Here is a 14,829-nt window from a genome sequence, read left to right on the forward strand (position 1 = left end):
GGGGGCGTGGCGGTCGTCTCGGGCTGGGTCTGGGCGGTGGCGATGGGCGCGGTGGTGGCGAGCAGGGCGCCGGCGGTGGCGAGGCCGGCGATGGCGCGGCGAGCGGTGCGGGTCACGGTTTCCTCCTTCGCTCGGGGGTGGGCGTCGGCTGCCGGCGGCCTAGCAGAAGCTCAGCCCGACGTAGTCCGTCTCCACGAAGACGTTGGTGTAGCGGACCGTCTCGCCCGGCTGGATGGTCTGGCACCCCTCGGACGCACCGCCCGAGACCCAGGTCGCGACCACCGAGTGGGCTTCGGCGCAGTTGTTGGTCACGTCGGCCGCGCGGTGCGGGAACAGGCCGGGGTTCTGGTAGCCCTCGTCGACGGTGAGGCAGGACGGGGGCGTGGCGGTCGTCTCGGGCTGGGTCTGGGCGGTGGCGATGGGCGCGGTGGTGGCGAGCAGGGCGCCGGCGGTGGCGAGGCCGGCGATGGCGCGGCGAGCGGTGCGGGTCACGGTTTCCTCCTGGGGTGGGTGGGGGGACGAGCGCCAGGCGCGACCGCCAATCCAGATGGAAAGAGTGGCGATAGCTAATATGGCGCGAACTCGCGGCACGCTTTGGCGGGACTTTCGTTAACCGGTTTCGCGCGGCCCGCGAGGTCTTTGAATCGCGCCCGGCGAATCAGTCATCGGAAGGTTTCCTCTGTGTAGCTCGCGTGAAACCCGTCTTCCCAACCTTGCGGAAATGTCGCCCAGCTTGTCGAGGTAAGGAATTCGAATTCGACCTGTTGGGGCCTTTGGGGGTCTATGCACCGCTTCTTAGAAGTATTTGCTGACGTAAATCAAGATCATTGGAAGCAGGCAAAGCGAAGGCGCGCCGGCGGGTGTCGCCGGCGCGCCTTCGGGGTGGTCGTCCGCGTTACTCGACGCCGACCGTGACCTCCTGGTCGTTCCGCAGCTGGTCCATCAGCAGCTCCGTCTGCTCCATGTCCCAGAGCACCGCCTCACCCTTGTCGGTCGCGTACCCGGGGTCGGCCACGGGGATGTTCATCCGGTGCGCGCCGCGCATCGCCCAGAACATCGACCGCAGGTCCCAGAGGCTCATCTCGGTGTCCACGGTCAGCGCGTCGAGACCGGCGCTCATCGTCGGGTAGAGCCTGAACGGGTTGAGCAGGGTGCCGGGCGAGGCCGCCTGGTCGGCCAGGGTGCCGAGGAACTCCTGCTGGTTCCTGGTGCGGCCGAGGTCGCTGTCGACCTCCTGGTAGCGCTGCCGGTTGAAGGCCAGCGACTCGGCGCCGTCCAGCTGGTGGCAGCCGGCCTCGAAGTCGGCGCCCGAGTTCTCGTCCTGGATCGGCTCGTCGAAGCACATCTCGACGCCACCCAGCGCGTCCACCACGTTGACGAAGCCGCCGAAGCCGATCTCCACGTAGTGGTCGATGTGGATGTCGAGGTTGTACTCGATGGTCCTGGCCAGCAGCCAGGGGCCCTCGATGGCGAAGGCCGCGTTCAGCTTCTGCTGCTGCTCGGGGATGCGGTTGCCGGACTCCGAGCCGGTGAACTCCGGGATCGTCACCCAGGAGTCCCGGGGGAGGCTGACCATGGAGTTCCCGTTGGAACCCACGTGCAGGATCATGATCGTGTCGGTGCGGTTGCCCTCGGCGTCGCCGGTGTTCAGCTCCTGACGCTCCTCGTCGCTCAGGCCCTCCCGGCTGTCCGAGCCGACGATCAGGAAGTTGGTGCCCTCGCCCGACTCCGGACGGTCCTCCAGCGCGGTCAGGTCCACGTCACGGTTGAGCTTGCCGTCCGCCCAGAAGTACGTGGCGGTGGCCACCACCACGAGGACCAGCACCAGCGCCAGCGCGCTGAAGCCTATTCGGCGCCCCCAGCGCGGACGCGGCTTCGGCGGCTGCGGGGCCGGCGGCCCCGGCTGGTCGCCCGGCGGGGGCGGGCCCTGCCGGCCGGCGCCCCGGTAGACCTGGCCCTCGTTCCAGCCGGAGTCGTAGGGCTCGGCGCCCCGCCGGTCGGACCGCTGCCCCGGGATGGCCGGGGCACCGTGGGCGTCCTGCTGGGGTGAACGTGGTCTCGGCGGTCTGGAGACGTGCGGCATGACCCGGGCGCTCTCCGGGGTGGCGTTGCCACGCCCCTGTCCGTAGCGGCTCCGGTCCTGGTCGTCGTCGGTCCATCCGTCGGGCCAGTCGCTCATGACAGGCCAGTCTGCCCCGAGCGGCGCGGAACCGGAAACGGCGTCCGATGACCTGTGGCAGACCTGATGCATTGTCGGACCGTCGGACGTGCTTAGGTGGGTTCTTATGACCGATCTGCCCAGTGATCCGCCCGGCAAGCCGACCGCTGTCTCGCGCACCACGCTGTCCACGATCATGAGTCAGAACGACGCCAACCTGCTGGGCACGGTGCACGGCGGGGTGATCATGAAGCTGGTCGACGACGCCGCCGGCGCGGTAGCCGGCCGGCACTCCGAGGGCCCGGCCGTCACCGCCTCGATGGACGAGATGGTCTTCCTGGTGCCGGTGAAGATCGGCGACCTGGTCCATGTGCACGCCCAGGTCAACTGGACCGGCCGCAGCTCCATGGAGATCGGCGTGAAGGTGCTGGCCGAGCGGTGGAACGAGTCGACGCCGGCCACCCGGGTCGGCACCGCCTACCTGGTCTTCACCGCGGTGGACGAGAACGGCAAGCCGCGTCGGGTGCCCCCGGTGCTGCCCGAGACCGACCTGGACCGGCGGCGCTACCAGGAGGCGGGCATCCGGCGGACCCACCGGCTGGCCAGGCGCCGGGAGATCCAGGAGTTCCGGGACCGGGGCGGCGCGGCCTGACCGGCGGCCGGTCCGCCGCCCCCGGGCGGCCCGGAGGATTCGGAAGCCCTGGGGGCCGGCGACGGCGCGCGCCCCGGCCGGCGCCCGACCGGCGCGCGCCCCGCGCGCACCACCCCGCCCACGCCCCCACGCATCGCGGCGCCCACCACGTCACGCACCACCCCGCTCACAACCGAGCGATCCGGGCGTGCCGCTGCCGGGGCGCCCGGCGCGGCGGCGCCACCCCGCTGAGCAGCACGTAACGGGCCGCCCGGTGCCGCTGGCCCGGGTAGTCGGCCAACAGCTCCAGCATCCGCGCGTCGTCCGCGTCCCGCTCGCCGGCCAGCGCGTAGCCGACGGTGCCCGGCAGGTGCAGGTCGCCGACGGTGATCGCGTCCGGCTCGCCGTTGCTGCGCTGGAGCGTCTCGGCCGCCGTCCACGGGCCGATGCCGGGCACCGCCTGGAGCCTGGCCAGCGCCTGGGGCAGCGGCATCGCCGCCGCCTCCTCCAGCCGCCTGGCCACCCGCACCGCGCGCAGCACGGTGGCGGACCGCGAACCGTCCACGTTGGCCCGGTGCCACTCCCACGACGGGATCCGGGCGATGGCGCGCGGCTCGGGCAGCACCCACAGGTCGAGATCGGCGCCGGGGCCCGGCGCCGGCTCCCCGAACCAGCGCAGCAGGCGGCGCCAGGACCGGTAGGCGTCCTCCGTGGTGACCCGCTGCTCCAGGATGCTGGGGATGAGCGACTCCAGCACCAGCCCGGTGCGGATCAGCCGCACCCCGGGGTGCCGCCGCCTGGCCTCGGCGATCAGCCGGTGCCGCGGGGCGAAGTCGGCCGGGCGGTCCGCGCCGCCGAGCAGCCCGGGCAGCCCCTCCAGCACCCAGTCGGCGCCGGGCCCCCAGGCGGTGGCCGCGATCCGGTCCCCGACCCGCAGCCGGAGGGTGGCCGGCCCCGCGGGGGTACGGGTGCCCCGCCAGAGCGTCCCGTCGCGCTCCACCCGGAACGCCGGGTCGTACGGCTGCGGCGGGGTCCACTCGCGGTCGGGCATGGTCCGGTCAGGCTACTGGCGGCCCGGCCACCGGCCCCCGCCGGGGCGGATCAGCGGCCCTGGAGCCGGCTGGCCGTGGCGCGGATGGTGGGCAGCGCCGCGTACAGCTCCTCGCCCGGGCACTCGGTGGCGAAGCCGTCCCGGTGGCCGGCGATGTTGTTCATCCGCACCGTGGTGCCCGCCGGGTACTTGCCGCCGCCCTGCGAGGTGCGGTTGGCGGTGCCGCCGGGGTCGACGTCGAAGAGGCCCAGCTTCCAGGCGGTCAGCAGCGCGAGCGCGTCGGTCACGTCCTGGTTCGGCTTGGTGGAGCCGAACGAGCCGATCACCGCGACCCCCATGCTGTTGTGGTTGAAGCCGGCGGTGTGGGCGCCCAGCACCGGCTCGATCACGCCGCCGGCCCGGCCCTCGTAGATGGTGCCGCAGCGGTCCACGAAGAAGTTGTAGCCGACGTCCCGCCACCCCTGGCTGACCACGTGGTAGCGGTAGATGGCGCGGATCATCGCCGGCGCCTCGGAGCAGCTGTAGTCGTTGGTGTCCGCGGTGTGGTGCACGAAGGCGGTCTTCACGGTGTCCGTGTAGACGTAGCCGCTCTCCCGCAGGCTCTCGTCGGCGCCCCAACCGGAGCGGATGACGATGCCGGGCCGCGGGCCCACGTGGTCGCCCTCGGCCGGCACCGCCTCGGGGACCGGGGTCAGCAGGTCGGAGGCCAGCTCGCCGGGGTGCACCAGCTCCAGGCTGAGCCCCTCGGGCAGCGGCGCCGCGGCGCCCTCCCCGCCCTCGGGCGCCACCCGGGCCTGCACCCCGTCCGAGACGCCGACCCAGCGCGGCGCGGTGCCGCCCCGCACCTCCCGGCCCTCGGCGGCGACCGTCTCGGCGTCGGGGGCGTGCTCGGGATGGGCGTCCAGTTCGAGCCAGTCGGACCAGGCGCCGGTCTCGCTGCTGCGGGCGCGGACCTCGACGGTGCCGTGCAGCTCGTCGGCGGCGTCCGACCAGACGACGCCGAGCAGTGCGAAGGGGTCGGTGTCGGTGGCCGGCAGCCCCTGACCGGCCAGCGGGAGCACCGGTTCGGCGCCGGCGTCCCCCTGGTCGCCCTCGCCTGACGTGCCGTCACCGCTGCTGCCGGCGAGCGGGGTCAGGGGCGCGAGGGGGAGCGACTGGGTGGCCGCGGGGGCGCGGGGCGCCGCGCCCGCGGCGCCGTCGGCCGCCTGCGCGGCGCCGCCGAGGGGCACCAGCAGCGGGACGAGCAGGGCGACGGTGCACGAGCCGACGAGGGGAAGGGAACGGCGCGAGAGACTTCGGAATGCACGCATACGTCAGATAGTGGGCATAGCGCGCGAAGGTGTCTATTTCTGAGTGCCCGTGAACTGACGACCCGTGACCGGCCGGGGTCGCCGGACGTCGCGCGGACGGCCCAGTGCCCGGGCGTAGGCTGGCGCCGATGAACACCGCCGACCGCACCCCCGCCGACCTGCTGCGTTCCGCGCTCGCCGGAGACGCGACCCGTCCGCTCCTCACCTACTACGACGACGCCACGGGGGAGCGGGTGGAACTCTCCGCCGCGACCCTGGCCAATTGGGTGGCGAAGACCGCCAACCTGCTCCAGGACGAGCTGTCCGTCGCCCGCGGCGAGCGCCTCGCGCTGCTGCTGCCCGCGCACTGGCAGACCGCGGTCTGGTTGCTCGCCGGCGCGGCCACCGGTGTGGTGGTCGAGGTGGACGGCGACCCGGCCGAGGCGGACCTGGTGGTCAGTGGCCCCGATCGGCTGACCGAGGCGCGCGCCTGCTCAGGGGAGCGCATCGCGTTGGCCCTGCGCCCCCTGGGGGGCCGGTTCCCCGAGCCGCCCGAGGGGTTCACCGACTACGCGGTGGCCGCCCCGGGCCAGGGCGATGTCTTCGCCGCCCTCGACCCGCCGGGCCCGGACGACCCGGCGCTGGTCGTCGGCGGGCGCACGCTCACCGGCGGCGAGCTGCTGGCGCGGGCCAGGGCGGACGCCGCCGAGCGCGGCCTCGCCCCCGGCAGCCGGCTGATGTCCCAGCTGGGGTACGACAGTTGGGAGGGCCTCTCGGCCGGCCTCTTCGCCCCGCTGGCGGTGGGCGGCTCGGTGGTGCTCTGTCGGCACGCGGAGGAGCTGGACGCCGCGGCCCGCGCCGCGCGCCAGGAGAGTGAGCGCGTCACCCACTTCGCCGACTGACGGTGGCCGGCCCGCCGGGCCGGCCGCAGGATCGACGGCATGAGGGTCCCGCGACAGCCCGCGTACTACCGGCTCACCGAGCCGGCGGGCCGGCTGGCCGACGAGCCGGGCGCCGGCCCCGCGGCGGACCCCCGGGGCGCGGCCGGGGGCGCCGGCCGCCGGCGCTGGCCGCGCTGGGTGGCCCTGCTGGTGGCCACCGCCGTCCTGTTCACCGCCGCCTTCGGCTGGACCGCCCGGCGCTCGGTGCCGCCCGCGGCCCCGGGCCCGGCCGGCACCGAGCGGGTGGTCCCGACGGCCCCCGCCGAGTCGCCGCCGGACGTGCCCAACCTCGAACCGGGTAACGGATCGTGGAACGCGAACCCATGAAACGGTAAAGAGCAAGACGGTAAAACGTCCCATAGGTCAACCAACCAGGATGATCCCCAGGCCGGTCGCGGGTGGCGTAGGTCACCGACATCGCTCGGCCGGGAACCTCCGGGCTAGTGTGTCCCGTCTGATCCTCTAGCAGGCACACGGAGGGCACGCGAACACGTGGACGCGCAGGGACCTGGTGGTGCGGACGGCGTCGATCCGGCCGACCAGTGGGTATTCAACCCCGAGACCGGCAACTACGAGCTGCGGCTGACCGATGGTCGGAGAGCCGCGGGCCCCGGGCGGCCGTCGGCGCCCACCGCTGCGGCGTCTCCCTCTCGTAACTCTCCGCCACGACAACGTAGCGCACCGCCCGTGGAGGGCGAGGACCGGGAGCGGCCCGGCACCGGCGACCGGCCACTGCCCGGGCAGCGGGACCGCCGCGCGCAGCGCGGCAACCGGCGCAAGGGCCGGGACGGTCGGGGCCGCGGCAGGAAGAAACGCGGCCGCGGCAAGAAGATACTGATGTGGACCGGCGGCACCCTGGCCCTGCTGCTGGTCGTGGGCGCCGCGGGCGCCTGGTGGCTGATCGACCGGCTGAACGGCAACATCACCAAGTACGACGTGGGTCGGGACAACGACTTCCAGTCCGACGAGGCGATCAACCTCCTCTTCATCGGCACCGACACGCGCACCGGCTCCGGCAACGAGTCCTACGGCGGGGACGCCAGCGAGGGCGCCGACACCACGATCCTGATGCACTTCTCCGAGGACCGGACGCACGCCACCGGCCTGAGCATCCCGCGTGACCTGATCACCGACATCCCCGACTGCGAGGTCCGGCGCGAGGACGGCACCACCGCGGTCATCCCCGGCAGCCAGGGCGTCCGCTTCAACCAGAGCATGGGCACCGACGGCCGGGACCCGGGCTGCGTCTGGAACACCGTCGAGCAGCTGACCGGGGTGGAGATCAACCACTTCATGATGGCCGACTTCAACGCGGTGAAGGACCTCTCCGGCGCGGTCGGCGGGGTGCCGGTCTGCATCGAGGAGCCCATCGACGACCCGAAGTCGGGCCTCAACCTGGACGCCGGCGACCACGTGCTGGAGGGGGAGGACGCGCTCGCCTTCGTCCGCACCCGCTACTCGGTCGGCACCGGCAGCGACCTGAGCCGGATCGAGCTGCAGCAGCAGTTCGTCGCCTCCATGGCCCGGCAGATCACCGACGGCGGGATGCTCACCGACCCGGGCAAGCTCTGGGACCTCGCGGACACCGCGACCAGGTCGCTCTCGGTCGACACCGGCATCGGCAGCATCCAGAAGCTGCGTGACCTGGCCTCCACCCTGGCCGGTGTGCCCATGTCCGACCTCAACTTCGTGACCCTGCCGGTGCTCGACAACCCGGACGAGCCGGAGGACGCCAAGGCGACGGTGGTCGTCGACGAGGCCAGGGCGGCCCCGGTGCTGGAGATGATCCGGCAGGACATCTCCCCCCGGGAGCTGGCCGAGCGGGAGGCCGGCGAGGAGGAGCCCGCCGAGGACGCGGTCGAGCCGGCCGCCCCGGAGGAGATCAGGGTGGACGTCTACAACGGCGGCGACGTGATCGGCGCGGCCCAGGACACCCTCCAGTGGCTGCAGAACGAGCAGGGCGTGCCGCTCTCCACCAACATCGGCAACGCCCCCTCCCCGCAGGAGACGACTACCCTGGAGTACGGGCCCGACCAGGCGGGCCAGGCCGCGGCGCTGGCGGAGATGATGGGGCTGCCGGACGCGGCGCTGCAGGAGCAGTCGGTCGAGGCGGGGGACCAGCCCATGGTGCTGATCCTCGGTGACGACTTCCGGGGCGCGGGCCAGCCGATAGAGATCGCGCCCGAGCTGCCGGCCGACGTGGACACCATCACGGCCGACGACGAGGACGTCTGTGCTTCCTGAGGGTGGGGCCACGGGGCGCGGGGCAGCTGACAAGTGACAGGAGCGGGGGGTCCCGTGCGGAGAACCGGCACATCGGGTGAGGACGGGGCGGGGGGCTCGGAAGGCCACGACCGGGCCTCGCAGCTCGGCTGGGACGACTCGCTCTACGAGCGGCGGGCCGGGGTCCCCGGCCCCCGGCAGGCGCCCGAGGGCCAGCCGGCCGGCCAGCCGATACCCGGCGGGCTGATACCCGGGGGACAGCCGCCCGAGGGACAGATACCCGCCGGCACCGCCGAGGGTGCGCCGGGGGGCGCGCCCGAGCCGGCGCCCGCCGGGCGCAGGGCCCAGCGCGCCGCGCGCCGGGCGCGCAAGCCGCGCTGGCGGCGCGTGCTGGTCTGGACGGCCGGCTCGCTCGCCTTCCTGCTGGTGGGGGTGGCCGTCGCCGGCTACCTCTACCTCGAACACCTCAACGGCAACCTCACCAAGAAGCCGCGCAGTCTCGGCGGCACCGAGCTGGCCGAGCCCACCCCCAACGCGGAGGGCCAGACCCCGCTCAACATCCTGCTGATGGGCTCCGACAGCCGGGACGGCGCGGAGAACCAGGAGCTGGGCGGCGCCCGCGACCTGGCCGGCGGCCCGGTGCGGGCGGACGTGCAGATGCTGCTGCACGCCTCCGCCGACCGCAGCAACATCACCGTGATCAGCATCCCGCGCGACACCCAGGTGGCCATCCCCGAGTGCACCGACCCGGACACCGGCGAGGTCTTCCCGGCGACCGCCTCGGCCTCCATCAACACCGCGCTCGACCACGGTGGCCCCGGCTGTGTGCTGGCCACCTGGGAGGAGCTGACCGGGATCTACATCCACCACTTCATGATGGTGGACTTCGCCGGCGTGGTGGACATGGCGGACGCGGTGGGCGGCGTCCCGGTCTGCGTCGAGGCGAACATCGCCGACGACAAGTCCGGACTGCGGCTGCCCGCCGGGGAGAGCGTCATCGAGGGCGAGGAGGCCCTCCAGTGGCTGCGCACCCGGAAGGGCTTCGCGGACGGCAGTGACATCGGCCGCACCAAGGCCCAGCAGATGTACCTCTCCAACATGGTCGAGGAGCTGCAGGCCAGCGCCTCCCTCACCAACACCGGCGAGCTGATGGACCTCGCCGAGGCGGCCACCAACGCGCTCACCGTCAACCACGAGCTGGGCTCCGTGCAGGCCCTCTACGACCTGGGCACGGACCTGCGGCAGGTGCCCAACAACCGGATCAACATGGTCACCCTGCCCTGGCTGCCCGACCCGGCCAACCCCAACGTGACGATCATCCCCGACCCGGCCAAGGCGCCCGAGCTGTTCGAGATGGTCCGCACCGACGTCCCGCTGGACGACCAGGACGCCGAGCCGGCGCCCGAGGAGACCAGCGACGGGCCGACCGAGACCGTCGACGCCGAGCCCAGCCCGCCGGCCGAGGTGGCGGTGACGGTGCGCAACGCCACCGGCTCCGACATCCAGGGACCGGCGAACGGCCGCGCCGGGGTGCTCACCGACGAGCTGCTGCGCCTCGGCTACGCCCAGACGTTCACCGACAGCACGGCCGCCGCGCCGACCCCGGACACCGAGGTCCAGTACGCGGAGGAGGACCAGCGGCCGAACGCCGAGGCGCTGGCCGAGACGCTCGGCATCCCGGCGGACCGGGTGCTGGTCTCGCCCGAGGCGCAGGGCGTCGTCCTGGTCGTCGGCGACGACTGGCGGGAGGGCACGGTCTTCCCCGCCGAGGCGGTGGAGGAGGCGGAGGCGAACGAGACCGAGGCGGCCGGCGACGACCCGGCCATCGCCGAGGAGGACATCATCTCCGGCTCCAGCGGCGGCAACTGCATGCCGGTCAACCCGCTCTACACCTGGTAGCGGACAGCGGACAGCGGACAGCGGACAGCGGCCGGCGAACGCCGGACGAACGAGCGGAGCCGGCGGGGCAGCCCGCCGGCTCCGCCGGGTCCGTGGTGGGTCCCGGGTGGGTCAGTGGCTGGGCTCCGGCGCCGCCGGGCGGGCCGCGACGACCTGCCTGGCCAGCTTCCGGGGACTGGTCAGGAAGCCCCAGCCCCAGGACATGTGCATGGTCGCCAGGGCCAGCGGGATGCGCGCCCTGGCCGCCACCGGCAGCCCGCGCCCCGCGGGCAGCGAGCCCAGCGTGATGGCCGCCAGGTAACCGCCGGGCACCACCAGCGTCCACGGCGTCAGCACCGCGCCGACCAGGCCGGCGGCGATCGTCAGCACGGCGACCGGCGGCGCCAGGTAGCGCGGGTTGATCGACCCGGCGTGGTAGCGGGCCACCACGTGCCGCCAACGCCCGTAGTTCCGGTACTGCTTGGCCAGCGCCCGCACCGAGGGCCGGGGCCGGTAGGAGACCAGCAGCTCGGGCGAGAACCAGACCAGGCCGCCGTCCTGCCGGATGCGGTAGTTCAGCTCCCAGTCCTGGGCCCGGATGAACTCCACGTTGTAGCCGCCGAGCCGCTCCAGCACCTCCCGGCGGAACACCCCCAGGTAGACGGTCTCCGCCTCGCCCGCCTGGCCGCCGGTGTGGAAGGCCGCGTTGCCGACCCCGATCCGCGCCGTCATGGCGGCGGCCACCGCCTGCTCCCAGGCGTTCTCGCCCTCGGCGTGCATGATCCCGCCGACGTTGGCGGCGCCGGTCTCGGCCAGCAGCCGCACGGCGGTGGCGATGTAGTTCGGCGAGAGCATCCCGTGTCCGTCGACCCGGACCACCACCGGGTGCCGGGAGGCGGCGATCGCCGCGTTCAGCCCGGCCGGGGTCCGGCCGGTGGGGTTGGGCACCGTGCGCACCCGGGCGTCCTCGGCGACCAGCTCGGCGGCGATCTCGTCGGTGCGGTCCGTGGACGGGCCGAGGGCGATCACCACCTCTAGCTCGCCCGAGTACTCCTGCTCCAGGATGTGCCGCACCGAATCCCGCAGATGCCGCTCCTCGTTGAGCACCGGCATGATCACGGACACGGCTGGCGTGGGAAGGCTGGTCACCGCCTCACGTTACCGCGAACGGGGGACCCCGACGCGCGCCGCCTCAAAGCCCAAGATCGTATCTGCGTACCGTGACGGGGTCGTCTCCGACATAGCGGGAGTGTCCATCCCATGCCAGCCAGACGCCGCCGTTGGGGCATCCGGATCGCCAGCACGCTCTCCGCGCTGGTGCTGACCGCCAGCGGAGTCGGCCACTCGGTGGTCGCCACCGTCACCGACGGGGTGGGGCGGGTGGACGCGTTCAGCGGCCTGCGCGACCGACCGGACGCCGGCTCCGGGCTCAACATCCTGCTGATCGGCACCGACAGCCGGGACGGCCTGACCGAGGAGGAACGCGCCCGCTACCACGTCGGCGGCACCTCCTGCCGCTGTGCCGACGCCATCCTGCTGCTGCACATCTCCGCCGACCGGGAGCGGGTCAGCATGGTGAGCCTGCCGCGCGACTCGTTCGCCACCCTCCCCGAGCACACCCTGCCGGACACCGAGGAGCACCACGACGCGCACGACGACAAGCTCAACTCGGCGCTCTCGCACGGCGGCCCACAGCTGATGGTGCGCGCTGTCGAGGACCTGACCGAGGTGCGGATCGACCACTACCTGGAGGTCAGCTTCGTCAGCTTCATGCGCGCCGTGGACGAGCTGGGCGGGGTCGAGGTGTGCACCACTGAGCCGCTGCGGGACGCCTACGCCGGCCTGGACCTGCCGGCCGGCACCAGCACCCTGGACGGCCCCGGCGCGCTGGCCTACGTCCGGGCCCGCCACCTGGACGGCGCCTCGGACTTCGGCCGGATGCAGCGTCAGCAGCGGTTCCTGGCGGCCTTCGTGGACAAGGCGGTCAGCGGCGGGGTGCTGCTCAACCCGGGGAAGGTGGCGGCGCTGGCCGGCTCGCTGCTCGACTCGGTCCGCGCCGACGAGGGCTTCGGCTCCGAGCAGATGTTGGCACTGGCCGGCCTGATGCGGCACTTCAGCACCGAGTCGGTCGAGTTCGCCTCGGTGCCGGTGGCCGACCGGGAGCGGCAGCTGCCAGGCCTCGGCTCCACGGTGATCTGGGACGAGGCGGCGGCCGACCGGCTCTTCGCCGCGTTCCGCGAGGACCGGCCGCTGCCCAGGCCGGAGTCCGGTGAGGAGGCGGCGGCCGAGCCGCACGCCGTGCCGGCCGGCGGCGAGCACGGCACCACCACCGCCGACCAGATCGTCTGCTGAGCTTGCGGGCCGACGCCGGCGCTCAGCGCACGGTGAGGAAGTCCGCCGGGTCCCGGGCCGGGCGCGGCCGGGGCGGCGCGGCGGCGTGCCCCACGGCGACGGCGCCCATCGGGTCCCAGTCGGCCGGCAGCTCCAGCGTCTCCCGGACCACGTCCCGGCAGAACATCGTGGACGAGACCCAGGCCGAGCCGAGCCCCTCGCCGGCCAGCGCGACCAGCAGGTTCTGCACGCCGGCGCCCATCGCCACGACGAACATCTCCCGCTCGGCGCGCGCCCGGCGCTCGTCCGGGTAGTCGTGCGCCCCCTCGGTCACCAGGCAGGGCACCACCAGGTAGGGCGCGCGGCGCAGCACCTCGCCCCGGCGCACCCGGCGGGCGACGCTCTCCTCGGACCGCCCGTCCCCCCGCAAGTCGGCCACCCAGGCGTCGCGCATCGCGTCCAGTAGCCGGGTCCTGGCCGCCGCCGACTCCAGCAGCACGAACCGCCACGGGGTGGTGTGGTGCGGGGCCGGCGCGGTCACCGCGGCGGCCACCGCGCGGCGCACCGCGTCCGGGGCGACGGGCGCGTCGGTGAACTCCCGGACCGTGCGGCGCAGCGTCACCGCCTCCCGCACCGCCTCCGACGTGCCCAGCCGGAACATGTCCGCGCTCGCGTCCCGGATCAGCTCGCGGGCGGTGCCCGAGCCGCCCGTCCGGTGCGCCAGGCCGCGCACCACGGCCACCGGCAGGCCGTCCGCCTTGCCCTTCACCAGCTCGCCGGCGGCGGCCAGTTCGTCGGCGACCGCGGTGATCGTGACGCCCAGCGGGTTGCCGTGCGTGTCGGTGCCGCCGCGCAGGTCCTCCAGGACGGTGACCCCGCTGGCCCCGATCGCCACGTCGGTCTGGCCCTCCCGCCAGGGCCGGCCGAAGGTGTCCGTGATCACCACGCCGACGTCGACGGAGAGCAGGTCGGCCAGCCCCCGGCGGATCGCGGCGGCCGAGGCGTCCGGGTCCTCGGGCAGCAACAGCACCGTGCCGGGCGGGGTGTTGGAGGCGTCCACGCCGGCCGCCGCCATCACGAAGCCGTGCCGGGACTCCACGATCCGGGCCTCGCCCCGGGTGGCCACCACCCGGACCGTCTCTTCTTCTATGGCGGCCCAGCGGTCGTCCGCCTGCCGCACCCGGCCCTCGGCCTTGCTGACGATCTTCGAGGTGACGACCACGATGTCCCCGTCGGCGAGCCCGGGCTGGCCGACGGCGCCGGCCGCCTCGGCGATCAGCTTCGCCAACGTGTCGCCCGGCCGCACCTCGGGGATGCCGGCGAGGGCCCAGACCTGGTAGGCGGGCGCGGTCATACGGCCTTGACCTCCTCGGCGAGGGCGAGCGCCGCCCTGGCCATCTCGGCGGTCGCCTCGACGTCGGTCATCAGCAGCGGCACCGCGCGGCAGCGGATACCGGCCCGCTCCACCGACTCGACGGCGGCCGCGTCCACCGTGTCCACCAGCCAGCCGTCCAGCAGCCCGGAGCCGTAGTGCTGGGCGACCGCGGTGGCCGTCGCCTCGACGCCCACCGCCGCCAGCACCTTGTCGGCCATGCCGCGCACCGGCGCGTCCCCGATGATGGGCGAGAGGCCGACCACCGGCACCCCGGCGTCCGCGATGGCCTCCCTGATCCCCGGCACCGCCAGGATGGTGCCGACGCTGACCACCGGGTTGGACGGCGGGAAGAGCACCAGGTCGGCGTCGGCGACGGCCTCCAGCACCCCGGGCGCCGGCTTGGCGTGCTCGGCGCCGACCGGCACCACGGCCCGGGCCGGCACCCCGGCCCGCAGCCGCACCCAGTACTCCTGGAAGTGCACCGCCCGCCGGCCGCCGTCCGCGTCGTCGATCAGCACGTGCGTCTCGATCCGGTCGTCCGACATCGGCAGCAGCCGGACGCCGGGCTGCCAGCGCCGGCAGAGCGCCTCGGTCACCGCGCTCAACGGGTAGCCGGCGGCCAGCATCTGACTGCGGACGACATGGGTGGCGAAGTCCCGGTCGCCGAGCCCGAACCAGTCGGGCCCGACGCCGTAGGCCGCCAACTCCTCCTTGACGGCGAACGTCTCGTCGGCCCGGCCCCAGCCCTGCTCCTCGTGGATGCCACCGCCCAGGGTGTACATCACGGTGTCCAGGTCGGGACAGACCTTGAGGCCGAAGAGATGGATGTCGTCGCCGGTGTTGCCGATGACCGTGACCTCGGCTTCCGGCGCGGCCCGCAGGAGGCCGCGCAGGAAGCGAGCGCCACCGATTCCGCCGGACAGAACCACGATGCGTCGCATGGGCTCCAGTC

The 14,829-nt window shown here is 73.8% G+C and carries 13 protein-coding genes; 6 read left to right on the forward strand and 7 right to left on the reverse strand.

The features are described from left to right. Positions 1-159: 159 nt before the first annotated feature. Positions 160-492, reverse strand: a complete 333-nt coding sequence (locus RM844_RS31060) for a hypothetical protein (protein ID WP_311670784.1) — start codon at positions 490-492, stop codon at positions 160-162. A 403-nt stretch (positions 493-895) separates the two neighbouring features. Then, on the reverse strand, positions 896-2,179 hold the full coding sequence (locus RM844_RS31065) for an LCP family protein (protein ID WP_311670785.1): 1,284 nt from the start codon (positions 2,177-2,179) through the stop codon (positions 896-898). A 106-nt stretch (positions 2,180-2,285) separates the two neighbouring features. Here RM844_RS31065 and RM844_RS31070 point away from each other — a divergent pair, with 106 nt between their 5' ends. Continuing rightward, complete coding sequence (locus RM844_RS31070) at positions 2,286-2,810, forward strand: acyl-CoA thioesterase (RefSeq protein ID WP_311670786.1); 525 nt, start codon at positions 2,286-2,288, stop codon at positions 2,808-2,810. 166 nt (positions 2,811-2,976) lie between these two features. Here RM844_RS31070 and RM844_RS31075 read toward each other — a convergent pair whose 3' ends face one another. Together RM844_RS31075 and RM844_RS31080 are read right to left on the reverse strand one after the other, a co-directional pair. Continuing rightward, positions 2,977-3,840: a DNA-3-methyladenine glycosylase family protein gene (locus RM844_RS31075; RefSeq protein ID WP_311670787.1), complete on the reverse strand. Its 864-nt coding sequence runs from the start codon at positions 3,838-3,840 to the stop codon at positions 2,977-2,979. A gap of 50 nt (positions 3,841-3,890) precedes the next feature. Further along, positions 3,891-5,150, reverse strand: a complete 1,260-nt coding sequence (locus RM844_RS31080) for a peptidoglycan recognition protein family protein (RefSeq protein ID WP_311670788.1) — start codon at positions 5,148-5,150, stop codon at positions 3,891-3,893. 128 nt (positions 5,151-5,278) lie between these two features. On the opposite strand from RM844_RS31080, the gene RM844_RS31085 reads away from it, so the two are divergent. The 4 genes from RM844_RS31085 to RM844_RS31100 all read left to right on the forward strand — a co-directional run bounded on the left by RM844_RS31085 (position 5,279) and on the right by RM844_RS31100 (position 10,192). After that, on the forward strand, positions 5,279-6,031 hold the full coding sequence (locus tag RM844_RS31085) for a TIGR03089 family protein (protein WP_311670789.1): 753 nt from the start codon (positions 5,279-5,281) through the stop codon (positions 6,029-6,031). A 39-nt stretch (positions 6,032-6,070) separates the two neighbouring features. Then, positions 6,071-6,397, forward strand: a complete 327-nt coding sequence (locus tag RM844_RS31090) for a hypothetical protein (protein WP_311670790.1) — start codon at positions 6,071-6,073, stop codon at positions 6,395-6,397. A gap of 360 nt (positions 6,398-6,757) precedes the next feature. Then, complete coding sequence (locus RM844_RS31095) at positions 6,758-8,314, forward strand: LCP family protein (protein WP_311670791.1); 1,557 nt, start codon at positions 6,758-6,760, stop codon at positions 8,312-8,314. 54 nt (positions 8,315-8,368) lie between these two features. Continuing rightward, on the forward strand, positions 8,369-10,192 hold the full coding sequence (locus RM844_RS31100; protein WP_311670792.1) for an LCP family protein: 1,824 nt from the start codon (positions 8,369-8,371) through the stop codon (positions 10,190-10,192). Positions 10,193-10,303: 111 nt separating this feature from the next. On the opposite strand, the gene RM844_RS31105 is transcribed toward RM844_RS31100, so the two are convergent. Next, positions 10,304-11,320, reverse strand: coding sequence for a glycosyltransferase family 2 protein (locus tag RM844_RS31105; RefSeq protein WP_311670793.1), 1,017 nt, complete (start codon positions 11,318-11,320; stop codon positions 10,304-10,306). A gap of 111 nt (positions 11,321-11,431) precedes the next feature. On the opposite strand from RM844_RS31105, the gene RM844_RS31110 reads away from it, so the two are divergent. Beyond that, complete coding sequence (locus tag RM844_RS31110; RefSeq protein ID WP_311670794.1) at positions 11,432-12,523, forward strand: LCP family protein; 1,092 nt, start codon at positions 11,432-11,434, stop codon at positions 12,521-12,523. A gap of 22 nt (positions 12,524-12,545) precedes the next feature. On the opposite strand, the gene RM844_RS31115 is transcribed toward RM844_RS31110, so the two are convergent. Both RM844_RS31115 and cofD read right to left on the reverse strand, forming a co-directional pair. Beyond that, entirely contained in the window at positions 12,546-13,856 is a 1,311-nt protein-coding gene (locus tag RM844_RS31115) for a coenzyme F420-0:L-glutamate ligase (RefSeq protein WP_311670795.1), read from the reverse strand. Further along, on the reverse strand, positions 13,853-14,818 hold the full coding sequence (gene cofD, locus RM844_RS31120) for a 2-phospho-L-lactate transferase (protein WP_311670796.1): 966 nt from the start codon (positions 14,816-14,818) through the stop codon (positions 13,853-13,855). Before cofD ends, RM844_RS31115 begins: the two co-directional genes overlap by 4 nt. Positions 14,819-14,829: the final 11 nt, after the last annotated feature.

The organism is Streptomyces chisholmiae (assembly GCF_031845445.1).
Lineage (GTDB): Bacteria > Actinomycetota > Actinomycetes > Streptomycetales > Streptomycetaceae > Streptomyces > Streptomyces chisholmiae.

Coding starts and splice junctions, on each gene's coding strand:
- RM844_RS31065 (WP_311670785.1), bottom strand. CDS start 2,179: ATGAGCGACTGGCCCGACGGATGGACCGACGACGACCAGGACCGGAGC.
- RM844_RS31070 (WP_311670786.1), top strand. CDS start 2,286: ATGACCGATCTGCCCAGTGATCCGCCCGGCAAGCCGACCGCTGTCTCG.
- RM844_RS31075 (WP_311670787.1), bottom strand. CDS start 3,840: ATGCCCGACCGCGAGTGGACCCCGCCGCAGCCGTACGACCCGGCGTTC.
- RM844_RS31080 (WP_311670788.1), bottom strand. CDS start 5,150: ATGCGTGCATTCCGAAGTCTCTCGCGCCGTTCCCTTCCCCTCGTCGGC.
- RM844_RS31085 (WP_311670789.1), top strand. CDS start 5,279: ATGAACACCGCCGACCGCACCCCCGCCGACCTGCTGCGTTCCGCGCTC.
- RM844_RS31090 (WP_311670790.1), top strand. CDS start 6,071: ATGAGGGTCCCGCGACAGCCCGCGTACTACCGGCTCACCGAGCCGGCG.
- RM844_RS31110 (WP_311670794.1), top strand. CDS start 11,432: ATGCCAGCCAGACGCCGCCGTTGGGGCATCCGGATCGCCAGCACGCTC.
- RM844_RS31115 (WP_311670795.1), bottom strand. CDS start 13,856: ATGACCGCGCCCGCCTACCAGGTCTGGGCCCTCGCCGGCATCCCCGAG.
- cofD (WP_311670796.1), bottom strand. CDS start 14,818: ATGCGACGCATCGTGGTTCTGTCCGGCGGAATCGGTGGCGCTCGCTTC.